The sequence below is a fragment of the Pseudofrankia asymbiotica genome, from assembly GCF_001983105.1.
Lineage (GTDB): Bacteria > Actinomycetota > Actinomycetes > Frankiales > Frankiaceae > Pseudofrankia > Pseudofrankia asymbiotica.
The window spans coordinates 1-24,328 of record NZ_MOMC01000019.1; the positions used below are offsets into that span (position 1 = coordinate 1).

The following is a 24,328-nucleotide window of genomic DNA, read 5'->3' on the forward strand; positions in this document are numbered from 1 at the left end:
CAAACGCCACCGACTCCACCGAGTCGGTGTGGCCGGTGAGGGTGGGCGGAGGGCTATCTCCGGGGATGAGGGTGAAGGCCAGAACAGTCCCGGTGATGGCGAGCAGCACCGCGGCGGAGACGAGGGCCAGGCGGCGCTTCAGGCGGGTTCGCGGATTGCCAGGTTTCTCGCGGCCGGTCGACGGGATCGCCGGTGTCGGGTCTGGTGACAGGGGGTCGGCTCGCTGTGTGGGCAGCTTGGTGAAGTTCGACGTCGCCGGTGGTACGGGTGGGCCAGCGTCAGGTGCTGGCGGGGTAGGGGCGAGCAGTTCACGGAGATCCGTGGGTGCCCTCAGCGTGGCGGGAATCGTCGAGGCTGGTGTGGGCGTGGTGGGCTGGTCGGCGGCGGCGCGGATGTCGTCGTCGAGGCGAAGTCCGATGCCGGCGCGGCTGGTCCAGCCCGGGCCGTAGGCGTCGGTGGCCGCGCGGGCCAGGTCCAAGGCGAAGACGTGGGCTGATGGGTGGCGGTCGGTGGGGTCCTTGGCCAGGGTGCGCATCACCACCGCGGCGAGCGGCGCGGGCGTTCCCGCGAGCGGCGGCGGCGGGACATTGAGGTGGTGGTGGATGAGCGCCGGCGTGGGCAGGGTTGGGTCGAACGGCGGGGCGCCGGTCAGCAGTTCGTAGAGCATGATGCCGAGGGCGTAGAGGTCGGTGGCCGCGCTGAGCCGGCCACCGAGGATCTGCTCGGGAGCCATGTAGACCGGGGTGCCGATCACCGCGCTGGCGGTGGTCGCCGACCCCTCCGCGATTTTCGCGATGCCGAAGTCGGCGACCTTGGGCAGGCCGGCGGCGTCGAACAGGATGTTGGCGGGCTTGACGTCGCGGTGCAGCACTCCCCGCCCGTGGGCGTAGGACAACGCGGCGGCCACCGCCAGCCCCACCGCGCAGGTCGTCTCGCCTGCCAGGCCCTGACGACGGAGCTTCAGCGGGCCTCCGGCCAGCAGCTCCATCACGATCAAGTGAAGGTCATCGGCGGCGAGGGCGTCATAGACCCTGACGATGTGTGGATGATCCAACGAGGCCAGCAGGCGGRCTTCGTTCCAGCTGCGCTCGGTGGCCTCGTCCTGATCGACAGGAATGATCTTGATGGCGACGTYGCGGCCCAGCCCGCGGTGCCGAGCGGCCAGCACCAGCCCGAACGCCCCCCGCCCCAACCGGGCACCAAGCTCGTAGCCCGGCAGCGCCGCCGCGATCCGCTCCCTTTCCTCGATCATGAGACGGYCAGGGCCCCACGTCGACGACGACAGCCAGTATTCGCCATCCCGAATCCCCCCAAACAGGCCGTCACGCGATGCGCGTGATACTAGCGGCGTTCGACATAGCGCCAACCGTCCTTATAGCGACAACCGTCCTGCCGATCCGCTCTGAACTGGACCGGGGCGTGCAGCGGACACCGCCCATAGCCGCTCTCAGCTGAACGGGCCGAGACGAGACGCAACCGCCGGCCATCTGTGAGGCACTGGCAGGCTGCGACGCGCGCGGCGAGCATGGCCCGCCAGGGCCGCGCTCAGCCGACGCGTGGCGCGGCTGCCAGTCATTGCCTTGATCTTAGAATGAGTAATTCAGCAGAACGCAGCGGCTACGACGTCATCGACGTCGCCGACGGACTGGCGAACGGCGCCGCTGGAAGGCTGCGCGTCTGACTGACGGGGCCTCATGCGGTGCGTAGGGTCGTCGGCGTGGAGATAGCGGTTGGCGGGCAGTCTGCTGGCGCCCCTTGACGACCGGTAGCAGCACGTCCAGGCCGTCGCGGGCCGCTGCGCGCGAGGTCTCGGGCGCTGTCGATCCTGCCGGGTGCGAAAAGTCGGCCGGGGCCTGTGAGCTGGGCCGATGTGGCGGCCAGCCGCCGGCATGATGGTCAACTATGTCCGTACACCTGCTCTACCTGATCTTCACTCGGGCGTGGCCGGCTCATCCTGCTCGGTCGTTCGTCGGCCTCTCAGAACTCGGCCACTGACGTTGGCCTGTCAGGTCCCGGCCTCCGCCGTGGTCTCGGCGAGCGCATTGTCGTAGGCGTCGCCGATGCTGCCGACGGACGGGTCGACGCCGGCGAGGTTTGACGTCCACCACCATGACCAGGCCGTCCTCGCGGACCGCGACGACGTCCGGCACATGACGGCGCTCCGCGCCGTCGACCCGCGCCACGAGCCGAAACGGTTGCTCCACGATCCGACGCAGCCGGCGATCCCGATCCGCCAGCAGCAGCCAGGCAAGCTCCAACCGCGACTCATAGCCGACGTGGCCACCCATCACGGCCGACCAGTACCAGCCCGAATAGTGGGGCTGTCCACGTCGCCACCGGAACGTCATCCAAGGCAGCACGCCGTCAAAGTCCACGGGAACCCGCACGTAGAGCTCAACCTCGTGCACGCCGCCCGCGCGCCGAAGTCGTAACCGCGGCCTCGACAGCGAGCGGACGCGTCATAGCCGGTAACACCCCCAGGACTCCTCACCTCGACGGTAAGAAGGCGGAGGGCGACGATCTAGGGCGCCCACGTGATCCCGATGTCGGCCCGGGCAGGCGTCAACGACCGCGCTTCGCCCCCACTTGCGGCCACGAGCCGAAGCGCGAAGAAGATCGCCCTATCTGGATCTTGTCATTTCCGCCACGGACATGACATCCGGCTTGGGAAAATGACACGCGACGCGGGAACCTACAATCCCGGATCCGCTCGCGACCCAGGGGGCGCGGCCGGTGGTTTGCCAACCAAGCGCTTGTTAGAGTCCTGGCGACGCGGAGGCCCGGGGTTCCGGGGCGCGTCGTGGACGGCGGTGACCCGGGCGAACCGATGATCGACGGGCACGGCAATCGGGGTCCTGGAGGTGAAATGATCACGACGGTGGTGGACGGCGCGGGGATCGCCGAGATCGTCGTCGACTACCCGCCGGTGAACGCGCTGCCGGTGGCCGGCTGGTACGCGCTCGCGGAGGCCCTGCGCACCGCCGGCGCCAACCCGGCGGTGCGGGTGGTGGTGCTGCGGGCCGAGGGCCGTGGGTTCAACGCGGGCGTCGACATCAAGGAGATCCAGCGCGACCCGGGCCACGGGGCGCTCATAGGCGCGAACCGCGGCTGCTTCGCCGCGTTCGCCGCGGTCTACGAATGCGCGGTGCCGGTGGTCGCCGCCGTGCACGGCTTCTGCCTCGGCGGCGGGATCGGGCTGGTGGGCAACGCGGACATCATCGTCGCGAGCGAGGACGCGACCTTCGGCCTGCCCGAGGTCGACCGGGGCGCGCTAGGGGCCGCGACCCACCTTTCCCGGCTCGTCCCGCAGCTCAAGGCGCGGGCGATGATGTACACCTCCGCCACCGCGACGGCCGCCGAGCTGCACGCCTTCGGCTCCGTCCACACCGTCGTCCCCCGCGCGCGGCTACGCGAGGCCGCGCACGCGGTCGCCGCCGAGATCGCCGCGAAGGACCCGCGAGTGATCCGGATGGCGAAGGAGGCGTTCAACGGCATCGACCCCTGGGACGTCAAGCGCAGCTACCGCTACGAGCAGGGCTTCACCTTCGAGCTCAACCTCGCCGGCATCGCCGACGAGGTCCGCGCCGACTTCGGCTCCTCCCCCAGCCCGGCGAACGGCACATCCTCGACGGGTACGTCCTCGAGTGGCACGTCCTCGACGGGCACGTCCTCGAGTGGCGGGGCCTGATGCTCCCGACCTGGCCCGGCCAGAGTCTCATGATCTGGTGGAGTTCTCGGAGCCAGAGGTCCGACGATCCCACCAGATCATGGCCGGGGGCCACTCGCGGCGGAGCGGATCCGAGCCGGGCCGCCCGGATCCGCGGAGGTGACGCCCGATGGACCTGACCTGGTCGGAGGAGGACGAGGCATTCCGGGCGGAGGCGCGAGCCTGGCTGAGCGCGAACGTGCCGGCGGCCCCGCTGCCGTCCGGTGACACCCGCGAGGGCTTCGCCGCCCATCTGGAGTGGGAGGCGAAGCTCTTCGAGGCCCGCTGGGCGGTCGTCTCCTGGCCGGAGCGCTACGGCGGCCGCGAGGCGAGCCTCTGGCAATGGCTGGTCTTCGAGGAGGAGTACGCCCGCGCGGGCGCGCCGCAGCGGGTCACCCAGAACGGGATCTTCCTGCTCGCTCCGACCGTCTTCGAGTTCGGCACTCCCGAGCAGCAGGACCGCGTCCTGCCCCGGATGGCGGCGGGGCTGGACACCTGGGCGCAGGGCTGGTCGGAGCCGGGCGCGGGCAGCGACCTCGCCGGGCTGCGCTCCGCGGGAGTCCGCGACGACGAGCGCGGCGGCTGGCGGCTGTCCGGCCAGAAGACGTGGACGACCCGCGGCGCGTTCTGCACCCACCTGTTCGGCCTGTTCCGCACCACCGCGACATCCGGACCGGGCGCGGACCCGGCGGCGGGCCGGCACCGCGGGCTCACCTATTTCCTGGTGCCACTCGACGCGCCGGGAGTGACAGTCCGCGGCTTCGACCGGCTGGACGGCGACGAGGGCTTCGCCGAGGTGTTCCTCGACGACGTGTTCGTCCCCGACGAGAACGTGCTCGGCGGCGTCGGCAAGGGCTGGCGGATCGCGATGGCGACCACCGGCTCCGAGCGCGGCCTGACCCTGCGCCCACCCGGGCGATTCCTGGCCACGGCGAACCGGCTCGTAGAGCTGGCCCGCTCCGTCCCCGGCGGCGCCTCCCCCGCTCTGCGCGACCGGGTCGTGCAGGCCCACATCGACGCGCGGGCATACCAGCTCTTCACGCTCCACCAGGTGAGCGGCATGCTGCGCGGTCGCCAACCGGGGCCCGCGTCCAGCATGAACAAGCTCTTCTGGTCGGAGATGGACGTCCGCATCCATGAGACCGCCCTGGATCTGCTCGGCGAGGGMGGCGAGGTGGACGGTCCGTGGAGCAGGGGCTTCCTGTTCTCCCTGTCCGGTCCGATCTACGCCGGGACGAACGAGATCCAGCGCAACGTCGTAGCGGAACGCCTCCTCGGCCTGCCCCGCGCCTGACACGACCAGACCAAGGAAGGCGCGACCAGACCGAAGAAGGCGCGACCAGGCCGAGGAAGGCGCGACCAGATCGAAGAGGCACGGCCGGATCGAGGAAGCACCGCCAGATCGAGGAAAGAAGTACAGACAGGCGGAGAAAGGGGGCGGGATGGACTTCGAGCTCGACCAGGAGGCGGCCGCGCTGCTCGCGGCGGCGGGCGCGGTCCTCGACGCCGAGGCGACGCCCGGCCTGATCCGCGCCGCCTGGCCCGACGGTGGCCAGAGCCTCCGCCCGGCCGGGCTGGAGCAGATTCGCAAGGTGTGGGCGACGCTCGCCGACCAGGGTGTGGTCGGCGCGCTGGTCGGCGAGGACGACGGTGGGCTGGGCCTGGACCTCGGCCACGCCGTCCCGCTGCTGGAGCGCCTCGGCTACGTCGGCCTGCCGGTGCCCGCCGTCGAGACGATCGTCCACGCCGCGCCGCTGCTGGCCGCCGCCGGCCATCCCGCCTTGCCCGATGTGCTCGCCGGTCGGGCGCTCGTCGCGGTCGGCACCGTCACGGCGGCCGGCGAGACGCTGGTTCCGCACGGCCAGCAGGCCGACCTGGTCATCCTTCCCGAGGACCACACAGGCCCGCCCGGGGGCGCCTTACGGGTGTTCGCCGCCGGCGAGCTGGCATGGGAACCGGTGGCGACGGTCGACGGCGCCCGGGCGCTGGCCCGGCTCACGGCCGCGCCGGCCGACGACGCCGGCGCCGTACTCGTACGTGACCCCGAAGCCGCCCGGGCCGCGGCCGACGCGGCATGGTGGCGGGCGTCCCTCGGAACGTCGGCGGTACTGGTGGGGCTGGCGGCCCGGATGCTGTCGATCACGATCGCGTACGTGAAGCAGCGCCAGCAGTTCGGCGTCCCGGTCGGCAGCTTCCAGGCGATCAAGCACGCGCTCGCGTCGGCGCACATCGCGGTCGAGTTCGCCCGCCCGGCGGTGCTCGCCGCCGGCTGGGAGCAGGCCCACCCCGACTCCCCCGCCGCGGGTCTCGCCGCCGGGCCGCCGCGGGCGGCGCGGGACGCCCAGGCGGCAACGGACCCAGGGGACGACCGGGATCCCCGGGATGACCGGGATGACCGGGCGGCGCGGGACGCCCGGGACGCCCGGGACGCCCGGGACGCCCGGGACGCCCGGGACGCTCGGGACGCTCGGGACGCTCGGGACGCGACCAGCGTCGCGAAGGTGCTGGCGGCGGACGCCGCCCGGCTGGCCGCCCGCGCGTCGATCCAGTGCCACGGCGCGATCGCGTACACCACCGAATACGACCTGCACCTGTTCGCCAAGCGCGCCTGGGCGCTCATCCCCGCCTATGGCGACCCAGCCTGGCACCGCGCCCACCTGGCCCGCGGCCTCGGCCTGCGGGACAAGGCCGCGGGCGCCGGTGCCGGTGCGGCCGCGGGCGGGGGCGTGGGGGCGGGCGCCGCGGCAGCCGCGGCGTCGTAGAGACCACGGAGACGTAGAACCTGTCCCATTTCCCCGATGACGGGCGACGCGGTGAACCACACTCGTCACCTAGATGGCGCGGTCCCGAGCAGGGCGAGCCGCGCGAGCGAAGGAGATCGCGATGACCGAGCGGACCTTCCGGCCGGCGGCGCCGGATCTCCCCCCCATAACCACGGTCGCCGACACGACCGCGTTGGCGCAGGCCGCCGACGCGACCCGGGTCGCGGGCATCGGCCCACAGTCCCGACCGGCCCGCGCCGAACGGGCCACGGTCCCGGCTCCAGCACCCGGCTCTGATCCCGCCGTGCCCGGGCGCGGGCCCGATGACACGGCGGGCAGCGAGCCGGGACCAAAGCCAGTGCCGGGACCAGAGCCGGTGCCGGAGCCAGAGCCGGTGCCGGTGCCGGAGCCAGCTGGCGTCACGGTCGCCGAGGAGTCAGTGGTGCTCTATGAGGTGGACGGGGCGATCGCGCGGGTCACGATGAACCGGCCGGAGTTCCGCAACGCGCAGAACTCGAAGATGACCTACGCGCTGGACGACGCCTTCTACCGGGCGGCGAGCGACCCGGCCGTCAAGGTGATCATCCTGGCGGGCGCGGGCAGGCATTTCAGCGCCGGTCACGACATCGGGACGCCGGGGCGCGACGTCGACCGGTCGTTCGACCGGCGCGCGGGCCTGTGGTGGGACCACGTCGGGGAGAGCGGCGCCGAGAACCGGTTCGCCCGGGAGCAGGAGGTCTACCTGGGGATGTGCCGGCGGTGGCGGGAGCTGCCGAAGCCGACGATCGCCCAGGTCCACGGCGCCTGCATCGCCGGCGGGCTGATGCTCGCCTGGGTCTGCGACCTGATCGTCGCCTCGGACGACGCGTTCTTCGCGGACCCGGTGGTGCGGATGGGCATTCCCGGCGTCGAGTACTTCGCCCACCCGTGGGTGATGGGGCCGCGGGCCGCCAAGGAGTTCCTGTTCCTCGGCGAGCGGGTCGACGCCCAGCGGGCCCTCGCGCTGGGCATGGTCAACCGGGTGGTACCGCGCGCCGAGCTGGCCGCCGAGGTGACGTCGATCGCCGAGCGGATCGCCACCATGCCGCGCCTCGGCCTCGCCCTCACCAAGAAGGCGGTGAACCAGTCGGAGGACCTGATGGGCCTGCAGACCGGCATGGACTCCGTCTTCGGCCTGCACCACCTGGCCCACGCCCACAACGCCGAGGTCGGCGCCGACTCCCTCGCCGGCCAGGACGCCCGCTCCATGCGCGACGCCCGCCGCGCCAGCGAATCCACCCCCTGACCGTCCGGCTCGTCCGGGATGCGCCGGATCAGTCGACCCGGACGACGTCCTCGGCGGTCATCGCGGTGAACGCCCGGTCGAACCACAGATCAGCCTGCTCGGTGTCCGTGCAGGCCAGGATCCGATCGTGGATCTTCGCGGGCACCGTCAGGCCGCGCTTCTCAAGCAGCGCCAGCGTCGCCCGCGCCACACCCTCGGCCCGGCCCTCGACCCGGCCCTCGACCCGGCCTCGGGCCTCGGCCGTTGCGTCGATCTCGTTGTAGACCCGGGTCCGGTACCTCCGACCGGCGGTGCTCATGAGGAAGGTCTCCCATCGCTTCTGGGCAGCCTCAGAGAGGCGACCCTTGATCTGATCATCGTAGAAAAGCCACTTGGCAGGGTCCAGCTCGGCGAGCGCCGCCAGCATGGCGGGGAACATCTCGTCAACGTTCTTGGCGTCCAGGTCGACAGTCCTGGCTGTCGGGTCGTAATTGCCTCACTCACACGTCCGAGTGCGATCGGCCGGTCGCCCATGGTCGACTTCCGCTGCGCGGCCGCCGACCTACCGAGAAATCGGGCTGGTCTACACGATGCCGCGGGTGAAGGGTTTGCCGAGGGCGGCGGGCTGGCGGGTGCGGCGGACGACGAGGACCATCGCGGCCAGCGCCAGCAGGTAGGGCGCGGCGATCAGCAGCTGGCTGTTCAGTTTCACGCCGACGGCCGGCAGGGCGAGGCGCATCGCGTCGGCGAGGCCGAACAGGGCGACGCCGAGGATCGTGCCGCGCAGCCGCCAGGCGCCGAAGATGACCGCGGCGATCACCAGGTAGCCGCGGCCCGCCGTCATGTTGTCGTTGAACGAGCCGACGGCGCCGACGGCCAGGTGCGCCCCGCCGAGCCCGGAGAACAGGCCGCACCACAGCAGTGCCTGCCGGCGCCGGATGTTGACCCGGATACCGGTGACGTCGGCACCCTGCGGGTTCTCGCCGACGGCGCGCAGTTCCAGGCCCCATCTGGTCCGCTCGACGAGGTACCAGGTCAGCGGGATGAGGCCGAGCAGCAGGTAGACCGGCCAGCGCTGGACGAACAGCGGCTCGCCGACGAGCGGGATGTCCCGCAGGACCGGGATGCTGACCTGGGCGACCTGGTGGCCGGTGAGGTCCATGCTCTCGTTGAAGAAGCTGGTCGCTCCGAGCGCCAGCACGTTGAGGGTGAGCCCGACGACGAAGGTGTTCACCGCGAGCCGGTGGGACGCGTTGCCGTGGACCGCGCCGATGACGAGGCCGGCGATCGCGCCGGCCAGCAGCCCGAGGGTCGCCGACCCGGTCGCCGACGCGGCCGCCACCGCGGTGAACGCGCCGGTGATCATCATTCCTTCGATGGAGATGTTCATCGTCCCGGCCCGCTCGGCCAGGTACTCGCCGCAGGCCGCGAACCCCAGCGGCGCGGCCAGCCGGATAGCGCTCGACAGGATCGTCGCGCCGTCGTCCAGAATCATCGCCGCTGCCCCTCTCTCCTGTCTCCCCGCTCGCCGCGACCCGCTCCGCGCGCGCCGCATTCGCCGTACGCGCGGTACGCGCCGTTCGCGCCGTGGGTTCCGCGCCCGCCATGCCCGCCGGTCACGCGGCGGCCCCGGACGCGGCGGCCTGGGCGGAGGTGGAGGTGGCGGCCTGGCGGCGGCGGTCGGCGGTCGGCGGTCGACCGCCACAGGGCCAGCAGCGCCGGCGGCAGCACGAAGGCGAACACGAGCAGCGCCTGGGTGATGTCGATCAGGTAGGCCGGCACGCCGGTGGAGGCGAGCACGCCGCCGCCCGAGCGCAGCGCCCCGAACACCAGCGCGGTCGGGACCGCGGCGATCGGGTTGTCCCTGGCGACCAGCGCGACCAGCAGGCCGTCCCAGCCGTAGTTGTCCGACATGCCCGGCTGCAGCCGGTAGACCTCGCCCGTCAGCACCACGCCGCCGGCCAGGCCGGAGAACGCGCCGGACAGCGCGAGCGCCAGCCCACCGAAGGTGGCCTCACGTACGCCAGCGTGCCGGGCGGCGAGCGGGTTGTGGCCGAGCATCCGCAGTCTGAAGCCCCAGCGGCTGCGGGCGAGCAGCACCGCCACGACGATCGCCAGGCCGACCGCGAGGAAGGCGCCGAGACTGATGGTCAGGCCCGGGTAGTCCCCGAGGGTGGGCAGCCGGAACGACGGGGCGAGCGCGTTGGACTGCGGCGCGACGATCTGCCCGGAGACACGGGTCTCCTGCAGCAGCCAGGGCTTGCTGACGACGAAGCTGACCAGCTGCTCCGCGATGAAAATCATGAGCAGGGTACTGACGACGACGTCCACACCGCGCCGGTAGCGCATCACCGCCGGAATCGCCGCCCACAGCGCGCCGCCCAGCGCGGAACAGACGAGCGTCAGAGTCAGCACCACCGCCGGCGGCCCCTGGGTGCGCAGGCCGACGTACGCGCCGACCGAGGCACCGATCAGCATCTGCCCTTCCTGGCCGATGTTGAACACGCCGGCCCGGCTGCTGACGCAGGAACCGACGGCGACGAGCAGCAGCGGCGTGGCCTCGAGCAGGGTCTGACTGAACGCCCCCGGCGTGCCGACGCTGCCGTCGAGCATCGAGGAGAAGACCTCGCCGGGAGCCCCGCCGACGATCGCGACCAGGCCGGCGGTGATGCCGAGCGCGGCGGCGACGGTGAGGACGGTGACGACCGCGACGGCGAGCGGTGAGCTGCCGGAGCGGGTCGGCGCGAGCAGCGCCCTGGCGGCGCGGTCGACAGATCCGAGCGGACCGCCGGAGCGCGCGGCGCCGGCGGCCGGGTCCTTGGGGCGAAACGGGATCTGGACGCTCATCGTCCATCCCCCGTCGCGCCGGCCTGGACGGTGGATGCCCGCCCGCTGACCAGGGCCGAAGCGGTCGCCGCGTGGTCGCCGACGGCGCCGCCCACAAGCAGGCCGAGCCGTTCGGCGTCGGCCTCGGCGGGGTCGAGCTCGCCGACCACCCGGCCGGCCGAGATCACCGCGATCCGGTGCGACAAGGCCATGACCTCCTCGAGTTCGGTCGACACGAGCAGGACCGCGACCCCGCGGGCGGCGGCGGCCCGCAGCTCGCCGTACATGCCCTCGATCGCGCCGACGTCCAGGCCGCGGGTCGGCTGGGCGGCGACCAGGACCGCCGGACTGCCCGCGAGCTCGCGGGCGAGTACCACCCGCTGCTGGTTGCCTCCTGACAGGGTGCGCAGCGGCGCGTCGAGCGACGGGCAGGAGATCGCGAACCGTTCCGCGAGCTCGGCGGCGTGCCGCAGCTGTCGGCGCCGGCTGACCAGCAGCCTGCCGCTGACGGGCCCCAGGTCCGTCATCACCAGGTTGTCGGCGACGCTCATGTCCAGCACGACGCCGGAGCGGTGCCGGTCCTCGGGGATCACGCCGACACCGGCGGCGTGCAGCGCGCCGGGCCTGCGCAGGTCGACGGCCTCGCCGGCGACGCGCACCTCGCCGCGGTCCGGCACGACCAGGCCCGCGAGCACGTCGCCGAGCGCGGACTGCCCGTTGCCCTCGACGCCGTACAGCCCGACGATCTCCCCGGCCCGCAGGCCAAGAGTGAAGCTCTCCAGCAGTGGCACCCCGCTGGGTGCGCCGACCGTGACGCCGGCCACCTCAAGCACCGCCGCACCGTCCCGAGCCGCGCCCGTGCTCAGGATGGGCGGGGTCAGGCCGAGCGCGGCGGCCTCCTCGCCGAGCGAGACCTCCCGGCCGACCATCTCGCGGGCCAGGGTGGCGGCGTCCGTGTCGGCGGTCGCCCGGCGGGTGACGACCCTGCCGCGCCGCAGCACGGTGACGCGATCGGTGGCGCCGAGGATCTCGGCCAGCTTGTGGCTGATCAGCACGACGGCCTTCGCCGGGAGGTCGCCGTCGCCGGTGACGGCACCGTCCCGCGCCGCGCCGTCGCCGGTGACGGCGCGGCGCAGGACGGCGAACAGGTCCCGGGACTCGGCCAGCGAGAGCACCGACGTCGGCTCGTCGAGCACGATCACGTCGGGATCCCGGCGCAGGCACTTGATGATCTCGACCCGCTGGCGCTGGCCGGCGGACAGCGAGTCGACCCGGGCGAGCGGGTCCACGGTGATGCCGTAGCGCTCGCCGACACGGACGACGTCCGCGCAGGCCTCGTCGCGGCGCAGGCGGCCCCGCCCCTGGCCGTGGCGCCCACGCGCGCCGGCCAGCCAGCCTTTGTGTGCCCCCTGCCCTCCAGCGGGAGCCAGGCCGCCGTCGCAGCGGTCGCGGCCCTCGCGGCCCTCGCCGAGGACGACGTTCTCCCAGACGGTGAGCGCGCCGACCAGGCTGAAGTGCTGGTGGACCATGGCGACGCCGATCCCGGCGGCGACGTGTGGGTCGGCCACGTCGACCGGGACGCCGTCGCGCAGGATCACGCCGCTGTCCGGGCGGACCAGCCCGGACAGCACCTTCATCAGGGTGGACTTGCCGGCGCCGTTCTCGCCGAGCAGCCCGTGGATCTCACCGCGCCGGACGGCCAGGTCGACGCCGTCGCAGGCGACCACCCGGCCGTACCGCTTCGTGATACCCCGCAGCTCGATGGCCGGGGCAGCGGACCGCGGGGGCCGCGGGGGCTGTGTCATCGTCGGTTCCGCTCCGTTCCCAGCGAGCGCTGCTCGGCGGTCCTGCGCTGGCGAGCTCGTCAGCCGCCGAGCTTGGCGACCTCGTCGGCCGGGACGATCTCACCCGAGCCGACCCTGGTGATGAAGTCGGCGACGGCCTTGTTCTGYTCGTCCGTGCCCTTGCAGAGCTTCACGGTCGGCACGGCGTCCTTGCCCATCCGCCACTTGCGGGTCTCGCCCATCTTCAGGTCGCCCGCGGCGAAGGCCTTCAGCGCGGCGGTGAAGTAGTCACCCGGGCTGAAGATGACCGACACGGCGAAGTCGGCCGAGGTGTCGCCGCACCGGTCGGTGCCCGGGGTGAGCGAGGGCACCCCGTGCTCGGTCGCGACCTTGGCCGCGGCGTCGGTCGCACCGCCGAGATACGGGTAGAGCATCTGCACGCCCTGGTTGATCTGGGCGAGCGCGGCCTCCTGGCCCTTGGCGGAGTCGTCGAAGTCGCCGGTGTAGGTGGCGACGACGTCCGCGCTCGGGATGACCATCCGGACGCCGGCCTTGAACGCCTTGTAGGCGACGACGGAGAAGTCCAGCTCGGGGCCGGTGACGTAGCCGGCCTTGGTCGCGCCCTTGTCCTTCATCAGCAGGCCCGCGGCGTACCCGGCGGCGAGCAGGCTCTCGTTGGCGTCATCCGTCGAGGTCGCGATGTACTTGGTCTGCTCGACGCCCTGCCCCGCGGCGACATACCAGTTGGCCTTGGCACAGGCCGGCTCGGCGGCGACCGGGATCGCGTCCTTGAGCTCGCTCGCGCCGACGGCGACCAGGTCGACGTTCTGCCGGCACATGTTGCGGGCGGCGCTCACCGCGTCGGCCGGGTTGAGCTTGTCCTGGGTGATGACCTTCCAGCCCTTCTCGTCCGCGAAGGTCTTGGCGGAGGCGACGAAGCTCTCGTAGTAGCCGTTGTCGTTGGTGTCGCCGGGGCTGAGGATGCCGATGACGACCTTGCCGTCGCCGTTCACGTCGGGCTGTTTCGCCGCGGCCGGGGCGCCGCTGCCCGTGTCCGTGGCGGTGTCCGTGGTGGTGTCCGCCGAGTTGTCGCCGCAGGCGGAGACCAGGAGCATCGACAGGGCCGCGGCCCCGGCGGCGAGGGCGGCCGTGCGTGKGCGCAGAGACCTAACAGTCACGTCGTAGTCGTACCTTCCGCGAATGAGCTGGTGAAAGATCGTGATGTCGCGGCCTACGACGTTGTAGGGCCGCCTCCGCCGGCCAGTGGACAAACCGGCCAGCGGGCGCGCCCGCCCTGAGGGTCCGAGGCAGGGTCCCTTACTGCCCTGAAGGCTAGACGAGCGGACGTCTCGCTCCCATGTGCCTTGGACACCAAGCGTTCCGGTCGGCCCTTGCCGCCCCTCGGTTCGTTACACGGACCTGTCCCGACCGCTACATGCCGGCAATCTCCGCGCGCGCCGCCGGCATCCGCGCCGCGGGCGGGATCTCCTCGGACGGGTCGTAGGGGATCCACCCAAACTCGATCATGGGCTCGAAGCTGGCAGCCCCGAAAGTCGGTCGGCCCGCGGTCTCAGTCGCCCCAGCGCTCGCGAATGGTGGCCGCGTCGGCGATGCGGAAGCGGCCGGTGTCGTCGCCGGGGCCGACCTGGCGGGCGTCCGGCGCGGCGACGACGACGTGCTTGCCGAACCTGGGCACCAGCGGCCGGTCGACGTCGCGGCGCAGCCAGACCCGCAGGAGGTGGCGCTGGTGGGCCCGGTCGGGGCCGTTGACGAACGCGGTCCGCGAGTGCAGCGCGGCGTAGTTCAGCAGCCACTGGATGTCGCCGGGCTGGAAGTCCATGTCCAGGGCGACGCCGGGCTCGTAGGTGATCTCCTCGACGAGCGCCAGCAGCTCCTTGCGCGCCGCGGTGAGGGGCGGCACGCCCGGGTAGCGGTGCGCGGACTCGATCATGTCGCCGCCGGCGTACATGCTGAACGTGCCCTGGGTCCAGCTGACGATCGGTGAGGTGTAGGTGTCGGCCGGGGCGTTCGGGTCCTGGCGGCGCCAGTCGTAGTGCCACGGCTCGAGGAGCAGCGGCGCGAGGTCGGGGCGGCGGGCCAGCACCTCGTTGTAGACGGTCGCGCCGCTGACCAGGCTGGACAGGCCGCCGGAGGCCGGCGGGCGCAGGCACATCAGCGCGACGGCGTCGGAGCTGTCGGAGTGGAACGGCAGCTTGTCGCGGGTCCGCGACGGCAGGCCGCCCTCCAGGTACTTCTTGTCCGAGACCCCGACGATGTGGTCGAGGACGTCGCCGAGCAGGTTCTGCCGCATCGGCTCGCCGAGGTGCAGCGCGAGGAGGTAGAAGATCGCGGCGGCCAGCGTGTCGTCGTAGCCGTCCATCCGCAGGCCGCGGATCAGCACGAAGCCGCGGCCGGAGTCCAGGTCGGCGCCGAAGACCCGGACCGCGTCGGCGCAGACCGGCAACGGGTACTCGGCGGCGGTGACGAACCGCAGGTCCGGGTCGTCGGCGACGAACCGGCGGCCGGCATCCTCCAGCTCGGCGATCTGGTCGCCACTCAGCCGGAAGATCCACTCGTCGGTCCCGGACAGCTGGTCGCCGCGCCAGACGAACGGCCCGCGGACCGGTTCCAGCGTCGTGGTCGTCGTCATCGGTGTGTCATTCCCTTCGCAACGGGTGAGCCCGGCCGGGGCGTCCGGCCGCTAGTCCTCGCTGACGACGGGCCAGGAACGGGGAACCTCGATGCCGGCGCGGGAGAGCAGGGCCGCGGAGCGCTCCCGCGCCCACGCCCACAGCTCACTCTCGTCGAGGGTCGTCACGTGGCCGTCGCGGACGACCGGGCGGCCGGCGACGAGCACGTCGCGGACGGTGTGGGTCGGCGCGTTCCAGACGAGCTGGCGGGCATGCTCTCCCAGCGGCACCCAGGCCGGGTCGTCGGTACGGAAGACCACGAGGTCGGCCTGCCTGCCCTCGACGAGGGCACCGGTCACCTCGCCGAGCCCGATCGCCTCCGCGCCGCCGACGGTGGCGACCTCGAACGCCTCGTGCGCGCGCAGCGGCGGCACGCCCTCGACCGGCGCGTCCTGGGACAGGCCCGCGAGCAGCCGGGCGGCGCCCAGCACGTCGACCCGGTCGCCGGCGTTGTGCGCGTCGCAGCCGAGCGCGAGCCGCCCGCCGGACCGCAGGAACGGCACGTGCCGCCCGGCCCTGGTCAGACCCTGGCCCAGGCGCAGGTAGGCCCACGGGCAGCACGCGACGGCCGTGCCCGTCTCGGCGAGCGTCGCGATCTCGCGTTCGGACATCCAGACGGCGTGGCCGAGCAGCAGCCGCGGCGAAAGGACGCCGAGCTCGGCCAGGTGCTCGGCCGGCCCACGCCCGCTGCGCTCGGCGTAGGCGTGCCGGTCGTCGACGCTGGGGGCCAGGTGCATGGTGAAGCCAGTGTCCAGCTCCTCGGCGAGCTGGGCGGCCCCGACGAGCAGCTCGTCGCTGGCCAGATAGTGCCCGACGAGCGTGACCCAGCCGGTGACCAGCCCGTCTCCGCCCGCGGCCGCCGGTGGGAACGCGCGGATCACCTCGGACTGGCGGGCGAGCGTCTCGCCGGCCGGCAGCGAGAACGGCACGTCCGGGGTGTCCCAGCCCCAGGTGCCGAGCGTCGCCCGGATCCCGGCCCGGCGCAGCGCGGCGCCGACCGTCATCGGGTGCGCGACGGTGCCCGGCTCGACGATCGTCGTCACCCCGGCCCGCAGCGCCTCGACCGCGGTCAGCAGCGCCGAGACCTCGTCGTCCTCGGCCTCGTGCGCCGCGTGCAGCGGCACCGCCCACTCGAAGATCGACGCACGCGCGTCGATGTCGTCGGGAATCGCGCTGCGCGCCAGCGGGTCCCCGGTCGTGTGCTGGTGCGCGTCCACCATTCCCGGGGTGACGACGCATCCCGTGGCGTCCAGCTCCGGCGTCCCCGGGAACATCGTCCGGACCGCGGCGGTGGACCCCACCATCGCGATCGTCGTCCCGCGCACCGCGACCGCCCCGCCGGCGACGACCCGCCGCCCCGCGTCCATCGTCACGACGTCCCCGCCGATGACGAGCAGGTCAGCGCCCGGCGCCCGCGGGCTCGGGCTGGTCGGCTCGGCTGTCATAGGCCGGATGCTAGGAACCACTCCGGCGAGCCCCTATGTGCTCGCGCCACAAGGCCGTGCCGGCGTGCTCACCACCAGCCGGGACATCGGGTGGCGATGCTCACAACCAGCCTGACAGACACCGTCCAACCCGACAGTGGTGTGGCGACGGACGTAACGGCGCCGCGACCGCCGCGCCGCCGGGTGCCGGCCTAGGGGTCGGGCGTTGCCGCTGTGGTCAGGTGGTGGGCGAGGGCGGCGGCGTGCAGGGTGGTGAGGCGGGCCGTCGTCGGGTCGGCGTTGGTGAGCCCGTCGACGAGGGTGGGCAGGCGGCGGCGCAGCTTCGCCGGCTGGGTGTCCAGGCGGTCGGCCACCGCGTCGAGGGTGCCGTCGGTCTCCAGGTAGGCCGACAGGAGGTCGACGCCGCCCGGGTCGAGGCCGGCGAGCACCCGTTCGGCGAACGCCCGCAGCCTGGCGGCCGGGACGCCCAGCAGGAGGCGTTCCAGGCCCAGCTCGTCGAACAGCAGCGTGGTCCGCTCCTGGTCCGGGGCGCGCTCGTGGCTGGTGCGCAGCAGGGCGAGGACGGCGTCCGCCGAGCGGAACGAGGCCGCCGTCTCCGCCGGGTCGGCCGGGTCCCCGGGGACCGCGGGCCCGGCGGCGGCCAGCACCGCGGGCGACGAGCCGAGCTGGTAGGCGAGGTGGCCGCACAGGCGGGCCAGCTCGGCGGGCACGTCACCGGACAGCAGCGTCCAGGCCCGCTCGCCCTCGCGCAGCACCGGGAAGCCGATCGATCCCCAGGCCGCCACCCAGGCGTCGGGATCCGTCCCCATGTACCGCAGGGCGACGCCGGCGTGCGGGATGCAGACGTCCAGGCCGAAGCTCTCCGCGACCCGGACGAACTCGGCCGCCGGCCGGATCGCGCCGTGCCGGATGTCGTCGATGACGACGTCCACCCGCCGGGCGAGCGCCGCCGCGTGCGCCTCCCGCCGGACCGCGACGATCGCCAGCGCCGTTCCGGCGACCGCGGCCAGTCGCCAGGCGCACGCGTCCGTCCCCTCCCCCGCGGCCGCCTCCACAAGCAGGGCGCCGAGGTAGCGGTTACCCATCCGGACCGGGTCGCCATGACCGCGCCAGCCGTCGCGGCACACGACCGGGGCGTCCGCTCTCCCCAGCGCGTCGCTGAGAGGAGGCCCGAGAGCCGGGCCGACCAGGAGCGCGGCCATGGCGACCGCGGTGCTGCCGCGGGCTGCCTGGCCGGCGGGGTCGGCGTCGGTCGGTTCGGAGGCCGCGAGGAGGTTGCCCGTCATGTCGAGGAGGCGGACCGAGCGGCCCACGGCACCGGCGAGCTGGGCCAGCAGTTCCGGCCATTCGGCCCCGTCAAGGGCGGCGGCGACGAGATCCGCCTCCAGCCGGGCCGGGTCGGGGCGAGTCACGGCGGTGGCGCCTGGCCGGGCTCGGTGGCGACGACGACGAGCTGGCCGGGCAGCAGCTGGCGGGTCGTCCACGGGACCAGGCCGACCTCGGCGAGCCAGGACAGCAGCGTGGGCAGCTCGATGACCTCGGCCTCGTTGGTGTTGGCGAGGATCGTGAGCGCCATCGACTGCGGCAGGCTGCCCTCCAGGTCACGCGCGGTGGGTGGCTCGGCGGGGCGGAAGTAGTCGGAGATGACGACGAACCCGCCGGGGCGCAGGGCACCGCGGGCGCGCAGCAGCAGCGCCTTGGCGAGGTCGGCCGACTGCAGGCCGATCACGTGGCCGATCGTCACGACCGCCGCCTCGCCGATGGGGAGCACCGCGTCCAGGTAGCTGCCGGGGAGCACGTCGAGGCGGTCGGCGACGCCGTGCTCGGCGGCGGCCGCCTCGGCGAACGGAATGATCGTCGGCAGGTCGACCGCGAGGGCGCGGGCACGCGGCCAGGCGAGCAGCATGCCGATCGCCCACGGCGCCGCGCCCGCGCCGAGGTCGAGGACCAGCGCGCCAGGGCCCGGGTCGGGCAGCAGCGCGGCGGTGGCCCGGGCGACGGCCTGCTGGGTGGGCGCGCTCGCGGCGGCGAGCCGGCCGTAGAACAGGCCGGCGTCGTCCTCGACGGAGCGGGTCGGCCGGCCGCGCCGCAGCGTCGCCGACAGCTCCGGCCAGGCTGTGCGCGGGCCCGGCGAGTGCCGGACCATCTCGACCATCGACAGCGGCGCGTCGCGCAGCAGGTAGCCGCGCGCCGCCGGGGTCAGCGCGAAGCACCGGTCACCGGTGGTCGTCAGCAGCCCGACGCTGACGAGGTAGTCGAGCACGACGGCGAGCCGGCCGGCGGCGACCCCGGTGGCGTCGGCCAGCTCGCCGAGGCGACGCGGCCCGCCGGCCAGCTCCTCGAACACGCCGAGGTCGAGCGCCGCGACCACCAGCCAGTACCGGGTGTAGCCGGTGATGACCTCCCAGACGGGTGTCGGCGGCCCGGCCGGAAACGCCAGCCCACCCGGCTGCGCCGTCCCCTCCGCGGTCATCCCCACCTCCCGTCCGCGCATCGTATGTACCCGCCCCGCCGATCCGCGCGGCCCCGGCCGCCGTCGCTAGAGCGCCGGGAAGTCGCTTTTGCGGATCTTGCAGTGGACGCCCTTGACGTCGTCGACGACCTGGCTCACGGCGAAGTCGGCGGCGGCGGACAGGTAGGCCATCGCGGTGGCGCGGCTCATCCCGACCCTGGTGGACAGGAAGCCGATGGCCGCGCGGGTGGCCTTGCGCATCGCCTCGTCGAGGTCGCGGTCCATGCCGATGGGCAGCCAGTACCGGTCGGTCTCGCCGAACGGCTCCCGCAGCGCGCCGATGACCCGGTCGGCATCGTGGCCCTTGAGCACGTCGAGGACGACGGTCGCCCGCAGCGGAGCCTCCAGCGCGGTGAGCGCGACCTCGCCGTCGCCCTGGGCGTAGTGCGGGTCGCCGACGTAGAACAGGCCGCCGTCGACCTGCACGGGCAGGTAGAAGGTGCTGCCGGCGCCGAGCATCGCGACGTCGTGGTTGCCGCCGTGCGCGCCCGGCGGGACGGAGCCCACCGGGGCGGTCGTGTCCGGCGCGACGCCCATGATCCCGAGGAACGGGGCGAGCGGGAAGACGGCCTCCGCGTTCGGTAGGCCGGGGTTGCCGAACGGCAGGACGCCGTAGTCGACGCCGCCGACGGTCCGGGTGCGGGTGAAGGTGAGCACCGAGCCGTAGCGCTCGGGGTGGTCCTTGTCGGCGTCGGGCTGGCGGACGGTGCCCTCGGGGAACTCGCCGGCCAGGCAGCCGAGGCCGTGGCGGTTGCTGATGACGCCGAACGCGGCCCGCAGCTCGAGGTCGGCGACGCGCACGCGCAGCACGTCGCCGGCCACGGCGCCGTCGACCTGGATCGGGCCGGTGACGATGTGTGGGCCGGCGTCGAAGCGGTGCTCGAGGCCGGACGCGGCGATCGCGACCTGGTCGGCCGGGATCTCCTCGGGCCGCACTCCGTGGGAGCCGAAGTAGGCGACCGGGTCGCGGCCCTGGTCCTCCAGGGCCCCCTCGTGGCTGACCGTGTCGACGGTGACCGCGGTGCCGGCGGCGACCCGCAGGACGGGCTCGGCCGCCGCGTTCGGCAGGAAGCCCCAGCGGACGGTCTCGGGCGTGGAGGCGAGGAAGGCGGCGCCCGTGGCCGGGCCGCCGGCGCTGCCGCCGGTACTGCTGTTGGTACTGCTGTTGGTACTGCTGTTGGTACTGCTGTTGGTACTGCTGCTGACGGTGGTGGTCATGCGGCAACCTCACGGTCGGTCGGGTCGGGAATCGGCGCGAGGGCCGGGGTGCCGGTGCTGGTGCTGGTGCTGGTGCCTGCGTTGACGTTGGCGTTGGAGTCGGCCCCCATGCCGCTGGACGAGACGCCTCGGCCGCCGCCTGGCCAGTTCTCGGTGTAGCGGCGCACCAGCCACTGGTTGAACTGCTGCTGTGCCTCCTCCAGGTAGGAGTACCGGCCGCGTGGGGCGAACCGGCTGGTGAGGCCCCGCTGGACGCCGGTGGTCGCCATGACGTCCTGGGCGACGATGCTGTTCACGCCGKCCTCGGAGAGCTGGAACCTCTCCTCGAAAAGCCGGTCGCGCAGCGCCTCGGGGTGGAAGAGGTAATGCACCTCGACCTCGATGTGGCCGGCGTCCTTCGGCCTGATCAGGAAGTAGAACGCCTGGTCGGGCGTGACGCCGAGGCACAGCGTCGGCGGCACCAGCGCGAACGCCGCCCGTGACCGCTCCTCCTCCGTCAGCCCCGGGAAGATCGGCAGCAACGCCTTCTGCAGCGCGTTGAAACCGCCGTCGGGGAAAAGGAACCCGTTGGTCCGGGCGATCGCGGCGTCGTCCGGCTCGTAAGGGAGGAACGACGAGCGGTTGGACGGGCAGAAGTCGTGCACGCCCGCGTGCAGCCGGCTGGCGTGGTAGCCGTCGTTGAAGTTCTCGAACATCACCTTCCAGTTCCACGGCATGGAAGGGCTCTCGAACGACTTGCGGGACACGCACGCGCCGAGCTCGTAGTGGGCGAACAGCTCGTCGAGCTTGGCCAGCCGCGGCGCGAGCGGCTCCGGGTCCGTCCGGAGACTGGTGAAGACGAATCCCTGCCAGATCTCGACCGGGAGCGACGGCAGTCCCCACCGGGACCGGTCGAAGCCCTCGGTGCGGTCCATCTCCCGGGCGCCGACGAGGCCACCGTCCAGGCCGTAGGTCCAGTGGTGGTACGCGCACTTGAACGCCCGGCAGTTGCCTCGGCCCTCGGAGACGAGCATGCCGCGGTGCTGGCAGACCGGTGAGAGCACCCGGACCGCGCCGTCCTGGCCGCGGACCAGGGTGAGCCGCTCGCCGATGATCTCGACGTTGACGAAGTCGCCGGGGTTCGGGACATCGGACTCGCGGCCCAGGCAGAGYCACTCCTGACCGAAGACGGCCTCCTTCTCGAAGGCGAAGAACTCCTCGTCCGTGTAACAGGTGGCCGGCAGGGTGCAGGCCTGGGCGGTGGGCAGGACGGAGGCGGCGAAGGACTCCAGCAGCTGCGGGCTGAGCACCGTCATGGCATCTACTCGCGTTTCGTCTCCGCGTGTCTCGCGCACGCGCGTCGTGAAATCGTCTACGGGTTCCGTACGGGCTCGGTGTCGGGACGGTTAGACCAGGGGCCAGCGGGCCTTGTTCGGCAGGCCCGAGCGGACGGTGATGGCCTCGCCGGCCGCCTGTGCCTCGGCGTAGAGGCGCTCCTCGTCGATCGCCGTGTGGTGGTAGTTCTCGACGACCCGGTGGCCGTCGACCCAGACGCTGTGGACGCCCCGGCCGTCGGCGGACCAGACCAGCTGGTTGGCGACGTTCAGCAGCGGGCGCCACTCGGGCCGGTCCGTGTCGTGCGCGACCAGGTMGGCCTTGCGGCCGGGCTCCAGCACGCCGATCTGGTCCTCGAGGTTCAGGCCGCGCGCGCCCGCGAGCGTCGCCATCTCGAAGGCCTGCTCGGCGGGGAACATGGTCGCGTCGCGGCGGGCGTCCTTGAACAGGCCGGCGACCAGGTAGGTCGCCCGCATCAGGTCGGAGTAGTTCGACGCGTTGTTGCCGTCGGTGCCGACGGCGACGTTGACGCCCCTGGCGACCATCTCCGGGAACTTCCCGATCTGGGTGACGCCGTAGGACACCTTCAGCGCCGTCGTCGGGCAGTGGGCGACGGACGTGCCGGCCCGCGCCATCAGGTCGATCTCGTTGTCGTCGACGTGGACGGCGTGCGTCAGGATCACGTTGTCGCCCAGGACGCCGAGGTCGGCCAGGTGCTCCATCGGGCGGCGGCCGTAGGTCGCGAGGAAGTACTCCGGATCCAGATGAGCCGGGGACATGTGGAACGACAGGCCGGTACCTCGCTCGCGGGCGAGCTCCGCCGCGGCCTTCCACAGGTCGTCGGTACAGGTGGTGTGGCCGACGAGGATCGGCCAGACCGACAGCCGCCCGTCCGCGACGCTCGCGAACCGGTCCAGCTCGTCGACCAGGCCCTTGATCGCCTCGTCCGTCGTCTGCCGGTAGACCTCGGGCTCCGGCGGGAGGTCCCACGTCCAGCGGCCGACCCGGCCGCGGATACCGGTCTCGACCAGCCCGTCGACCACGGCGTCGAGGAAACGGATCGTGCCGGCCTCGAGGAACGTCGTGGTGCCGGTGCGCAGCATCTCCAGCGCCGCGAGCTGGCCGGAGATCCGCTCCTCCCGCTCGGTGTAGTGGGAGTACAGCGGGGTGAGCCAGACGAAGACGTTCTCGAAGAACGGCGTGTCGTCCGGGACATAGCCGCGGGTCAGCGGCTCGCCGGTGATGTGGATGTGGGTGTTGACCAGGCCGGGGGTGAGCACGAAGCGCCGCCCGTCGACCAGCTCGCGGGCGCCGAACGCGGCCAGCACGTCGGCGGTGCGCCCGACGGCGGCGATCGTGTCCCCGTCGATCGCCACCGCGCCGTCCCTGATCACCCGGCGCTCCGCGTCCATCGTGACGACGAGGGCTCCGGAGATGATCGTGTCGACCTGGCGGGGAACGGCTCCGGCGGACACGGCCGACGCGGCGGACACGGCCGACGCGGCGGACACGGCCGACGCGGCCGACGCGGCCGACGCGGCCGACGCGGCGGACACGGCGGGCACGGTCTCTTCGGGCGGCATGCGTTACTCCCGGCTCTCGGACGGCGGATAGACCGACCCGAGGGGCCGCAGCCCGGGCCGCGGGGCAGGCCGGGCGGCGGGGCTGGGGCCGCCGGGGCGGGTCGCGGTGAGCACGGTCTGGCCGGCCAGCGGCGTGTAGGTCGGCCCGGGTGTCAGCCCGGCGCCGCGCGCCCAGCCGTACAGGTCCGCGGCCCGGAACGCGCCCTGGCCGCCGGTGGTCGCCAGGATCGTCAGCGCCATGAGCGTCTCGGTGGTGGCCGCGGGCGACGGCACGTCGGGGCGCGGATAGTCGGCGACGACGAGGGTCCCACCGGGCCGCAGCGCGGCGGCGGCGCGGGCGACGAGGCGGCGGGCGGCGGTGCGCGGCTCGGTCCGCAGCACGTGGCCGAGGATGACGACGTCCGCGCCCCCCGCCGGTAGCTCCACCCGGTGGAAGCTGCCCGCGACGACGTCCAGCCGGTCGCCGGCGGGGTCCGCGGCCGCCGCCTCACGCGTGACGTGGACGACCTCGGGCAGCTCGACGGCGAGCCCGCGGGCGTCCGGCCAGGCCCCCAGGAACGCCAGCGCCCATGGGGCCGCGCCGGCGCCCAGGTCGACGACCAGCGCCTGATGACCGCTCGGGGCCGCGAGCTCGCGCGCGACGGCGGCGGCCACACCCCGCTGGAGCGGCGCCGTGGCGCGCGCGAGGTTCGGGTAGAAGGCGCCGGGGTCGTCCTCCACCCGGGCGCTCGGGGCGCCGCGGCGCAGCGTCTCGGCGAGCTCCGGCCACCGCTCGTGCGGGCCGGGCGCCTCCCGGACCAGCCTCGCCATCGAGCGCTGGCCGTCCCGGAGCAGGTAGTTCGCGGCGACGAGGCCCAGGTTGTACACGAGCCGGCCCGAGCCGGCGGCGCGGCCGGCCGGCTCGGGAGGCCCGGCCTGGCTGGGCGGCCCGGGTGGGCTGGGCGGCGGCTGGGATCCGATCGTCACTCCCGGGACCTCGGGGGCCGCGGTGAGCAGTCCCATCACGACCAGGGCGTCGGCGAGCAGCCCGGCACGGTGGATGTCGACGCCGACCGCCTCGGCCAGCGCCGCCGCGTCGAGCGGCCCGGACGCCAGCGCCTCGAACAGGCCCAGGTCCAGCGCGGCGACGAGCGCCCAGTACCGCCGGAAGCCATGGATGATCTCCCAGACGGGCGCCGGGGTCGGCGGCATCCCGGGAGGGAGCATCGCCGGAGGCTGCGTCGC

The 24,328-nt window shown here is 73.3% G+C and carries 19 protein-coding genes; 4 read left to right on the plus strand and 15 right to left on the minus strand.

Going from position 1 to position 24,328, the window contains the following annotated elements; translation table 11 throughout:
• Positions 1-1,252 (minus strand): serine/threonine-protein kinase (locus BL253_RS10970; protein ID WP_131831480.1); only part of this gene is annotated, 1,252 nt, incomplete at its 3' end.
• 697 nt (positions 1,253-1,949) lie between these two features.
• Positions 1,950-2,348, minus strand: coding sequence for a TnsA-like heteromeric transposase endonuclease subunit (locus BL253_RS45335; protein ID WP_420801643.1), 399 nt, complete (start codon positions 2,346-2,348; stop codon positions 1,950-1,952).
• A gap of 518 nt (positions 2,349-2,866) precedes the next feature.
• On the opposite strand from BL253_RS45335, the gene BL253_RS10980 reads away from it, so the two are divergent.
• The 4 genes from BL253_RS10980 to BL253_RS11005 all read left to right on the plus strand — a co-directional run bounded on the left by BL253_RS10980 (position 2,867) and on the right by BL253_RS11005 (position 7,753).
• Positions 2,867-3,688 (plus strand): enoyl-CoA hydratase family protein, encoded by an 822-nt coding sequence (locus BL253_RS10980; RefSeq protein WP_076816088.1) that lies wholly within the window; start codon positions 2,867-2,869, stop codon positions 3,686-3,688.
• 148 nt (positions 3,689-3,836) lie between these two features.
• The gene (locus BL253_RS10985; RefSeq protein WP_076816090.1) at positions 3,837-5,000 is read left to right on the plus strand and encodes an acyl-CoA dehydrogenase family protein; all 1,164 of its coding nucleotides are present in this window, start codon (positions 3,837-3,839) and stop codon (positions 4,998-5,000) included.
• A 148-nt stretch (positions 5,001-5,148) separates the two neighbouring features.
• Entirely contained in the window at positions 5,149-6,468 is a 1,320-nt protein-coding gene (locus BL253_RS44725; protein ID WP_274535201.1) for an acyl-CoA dehydrogenase family protein, read from the plus strand.
• 121 nt (positions 6,469-6,589) lie between these two features.
• Positions 6,590-7,753 (plus strand): enoyl-CoA hydratase, encoded by a 1,164-nt coding sequence (locus BL253_RS11005; RefSeq protein WP_241834701.1) that lies wholly within the window; start codon positions 6,590-6,592, stop codon positions 7,751-7,753.
• Positions 7,754-7,781: 28 nt separating this feature from the next.
• On the opposite strand, the gene BL253_RS11010 is transcribed toward BL253_RS11005, so the two are convergent.
• The 13 genes from BL253_RS11010 to BL253_RS11070 all read right to left on the minus strand — a co-directional run bounded on the left by BL253_RS11010 (position 7,782) and on the right by BL253_RS11070 (position 24,310).
• Positions 7,782-8,171, minus strand: coding sequence for a hypothetical protein (locus tag BL253_RS11010; RefSeq protein ID WP_116438846.1), 390 nt, complete (start codon positions 8,169-8,171; stop codon positions 7,782-7,784).
• A 144-nt stretch (positions 8,172-8,315) separates the two neighbouring features.
• Positions 8,316-9,227 (minus strand): ABC transporter permease, encoded by a 912-nt coding sequence (locus tag BL253_RS11015; RefSeq protein ID WP_076816092.1) that lies wholly within the window; start codon positions 9,225-9,227, stop codon positions 8,316-8,318.
• Positions 9,224-10,579: an ABC transporter permease gene (locus BL253_RS11020; RefSeq protein ID WP_081438218.1), complete on the minus strand. Its 1,356-nt coding sequence runs from the start codon at positions 10,577-10,579 to the stop codon at positions 9,224-9,226. Before BL253_RS11020 ends, BL253_RS11015 begins: the two co-directional genes overlap by 4 nt.
• A complete protein-coding gene (locus BL253_RS11025; protein WP_241834702.1) occupies positions 10,576-12,363 on the minus strand; it encodes an ABC transporter ATP-binding protein in 1,788 nt (595 codons plus the stop codon). Before BL253_RS11025 ends, BL253_RS11020 begins: the two co-directional genes overlap by 4 nt.
• Before the next feature lie 59 nt (positions 12,364-12,422).
• On the minus strand, positions 12,423-13,520 hold the full coding sequence (locus tag BL253_RS11030) for a BMP family ABC transporter substrate-binding protein (protein WP_076816095.1): 1,098 nt from the start codon (positions 13,518-13,520) through the stop codon (positions 12,423-12,425).
• Positions 13,521-13,912: 392 nt separating this feature from the next.
• The gene (locus tag BL253_RS11035) at positions 13,913-14,992 is read right to left on the minus strand and encodes a TauD/TfdA family dioxygenase (protein WP_076816097.1); all 1,080 of its coding nucleotides are present in this window, start codon (positions 14,990-14,992) and stop codon (positions 13,913-13,915) included.
• 51 nt (positions 14,993-15,043) lie between these two features.
• On the minus strand, positions 15,044-16,477 hold the full coding sequence (locus BL253_RS11040) for an amidohydrolase family protein (RefSeq protein ID WP_076816099.1): 1,434 nt from the start codon (positions 16,475-16,477) through the stop codon (positions 15,044-15,046).
• 191 nt (positions 16,478-16,668) lie between these two features.
• Positions 16,669-17,889, minus strand: a complete 1,221-nt coding sequence (locus BL253_RS11045; protein WP_076816100.1) for a hypothetical protein — start codon at positions 17,887-17,889, stop codon at positions 16,669-16,671.
• Positions 17,886-18,950: a class I SAM-dependent methyltransferase gene (locus tag BL253_RS11050; RefSeq protein ID WP_076816102.1), complete on the minus strand. Its 1,065-nt coding sequence runs from the start codon at positions 18,948-18,950 to the stop codon at positions 17,886-17,888. The genes BL253_RS11045 and BL253_RS11050 overlap by 4 nt, the downstream gene beginning before the upstream one ends.
• A gap of 66 nt (positions 18,951-19,016) precedes the next feature.
• Entirely contained in the window at positions 19,017-20,207 is a 1,191-nt protein-coding gene (locus BL253_RS11055) for an acetamidase/formamidase family protein (protein WP_076816104.1), read from the minus strand.
• A complete protein-coding gene (locus BL253_RS11060) occupies positions 20,204-21,502 on the minus strand; it encodes an aromatic ring-hydroxylating oxygenase subunit alpha (protein WP_076816105.1) in 1,299 nt (432 codons plus the stop codon). Before BL253_RS11060 ends, BL253_RS11055 begins: the two co-directional genes overlap by 4 nt.
• Positions 21,503-21,592: 90 nt before the next feature.
• On the minus strand, positions 21,593-23,104 hold the full coding sequence (locus BL253_RS11065) for an amidohydrolase family protein (protein ID WP_241834703.1): 1,512 nt from the start codon (positions 23,102-23,104) through the stop codon (positions 21,593-21,595).
• A 3-nt stretch (positions 23,105-23,107) separates the two neighbouring features.
• A complete protein-coding gene (locus BL253_RS11070) occupies positions 23,108-24,310 on the minus strand; it encodes a methyltransferase (RefSeq protein WP_076816107.1) in 1,203 nt (400 codons plus the stop codon).
• Positions 24,311-24,328: the final 18 nt, after the last annotated feature.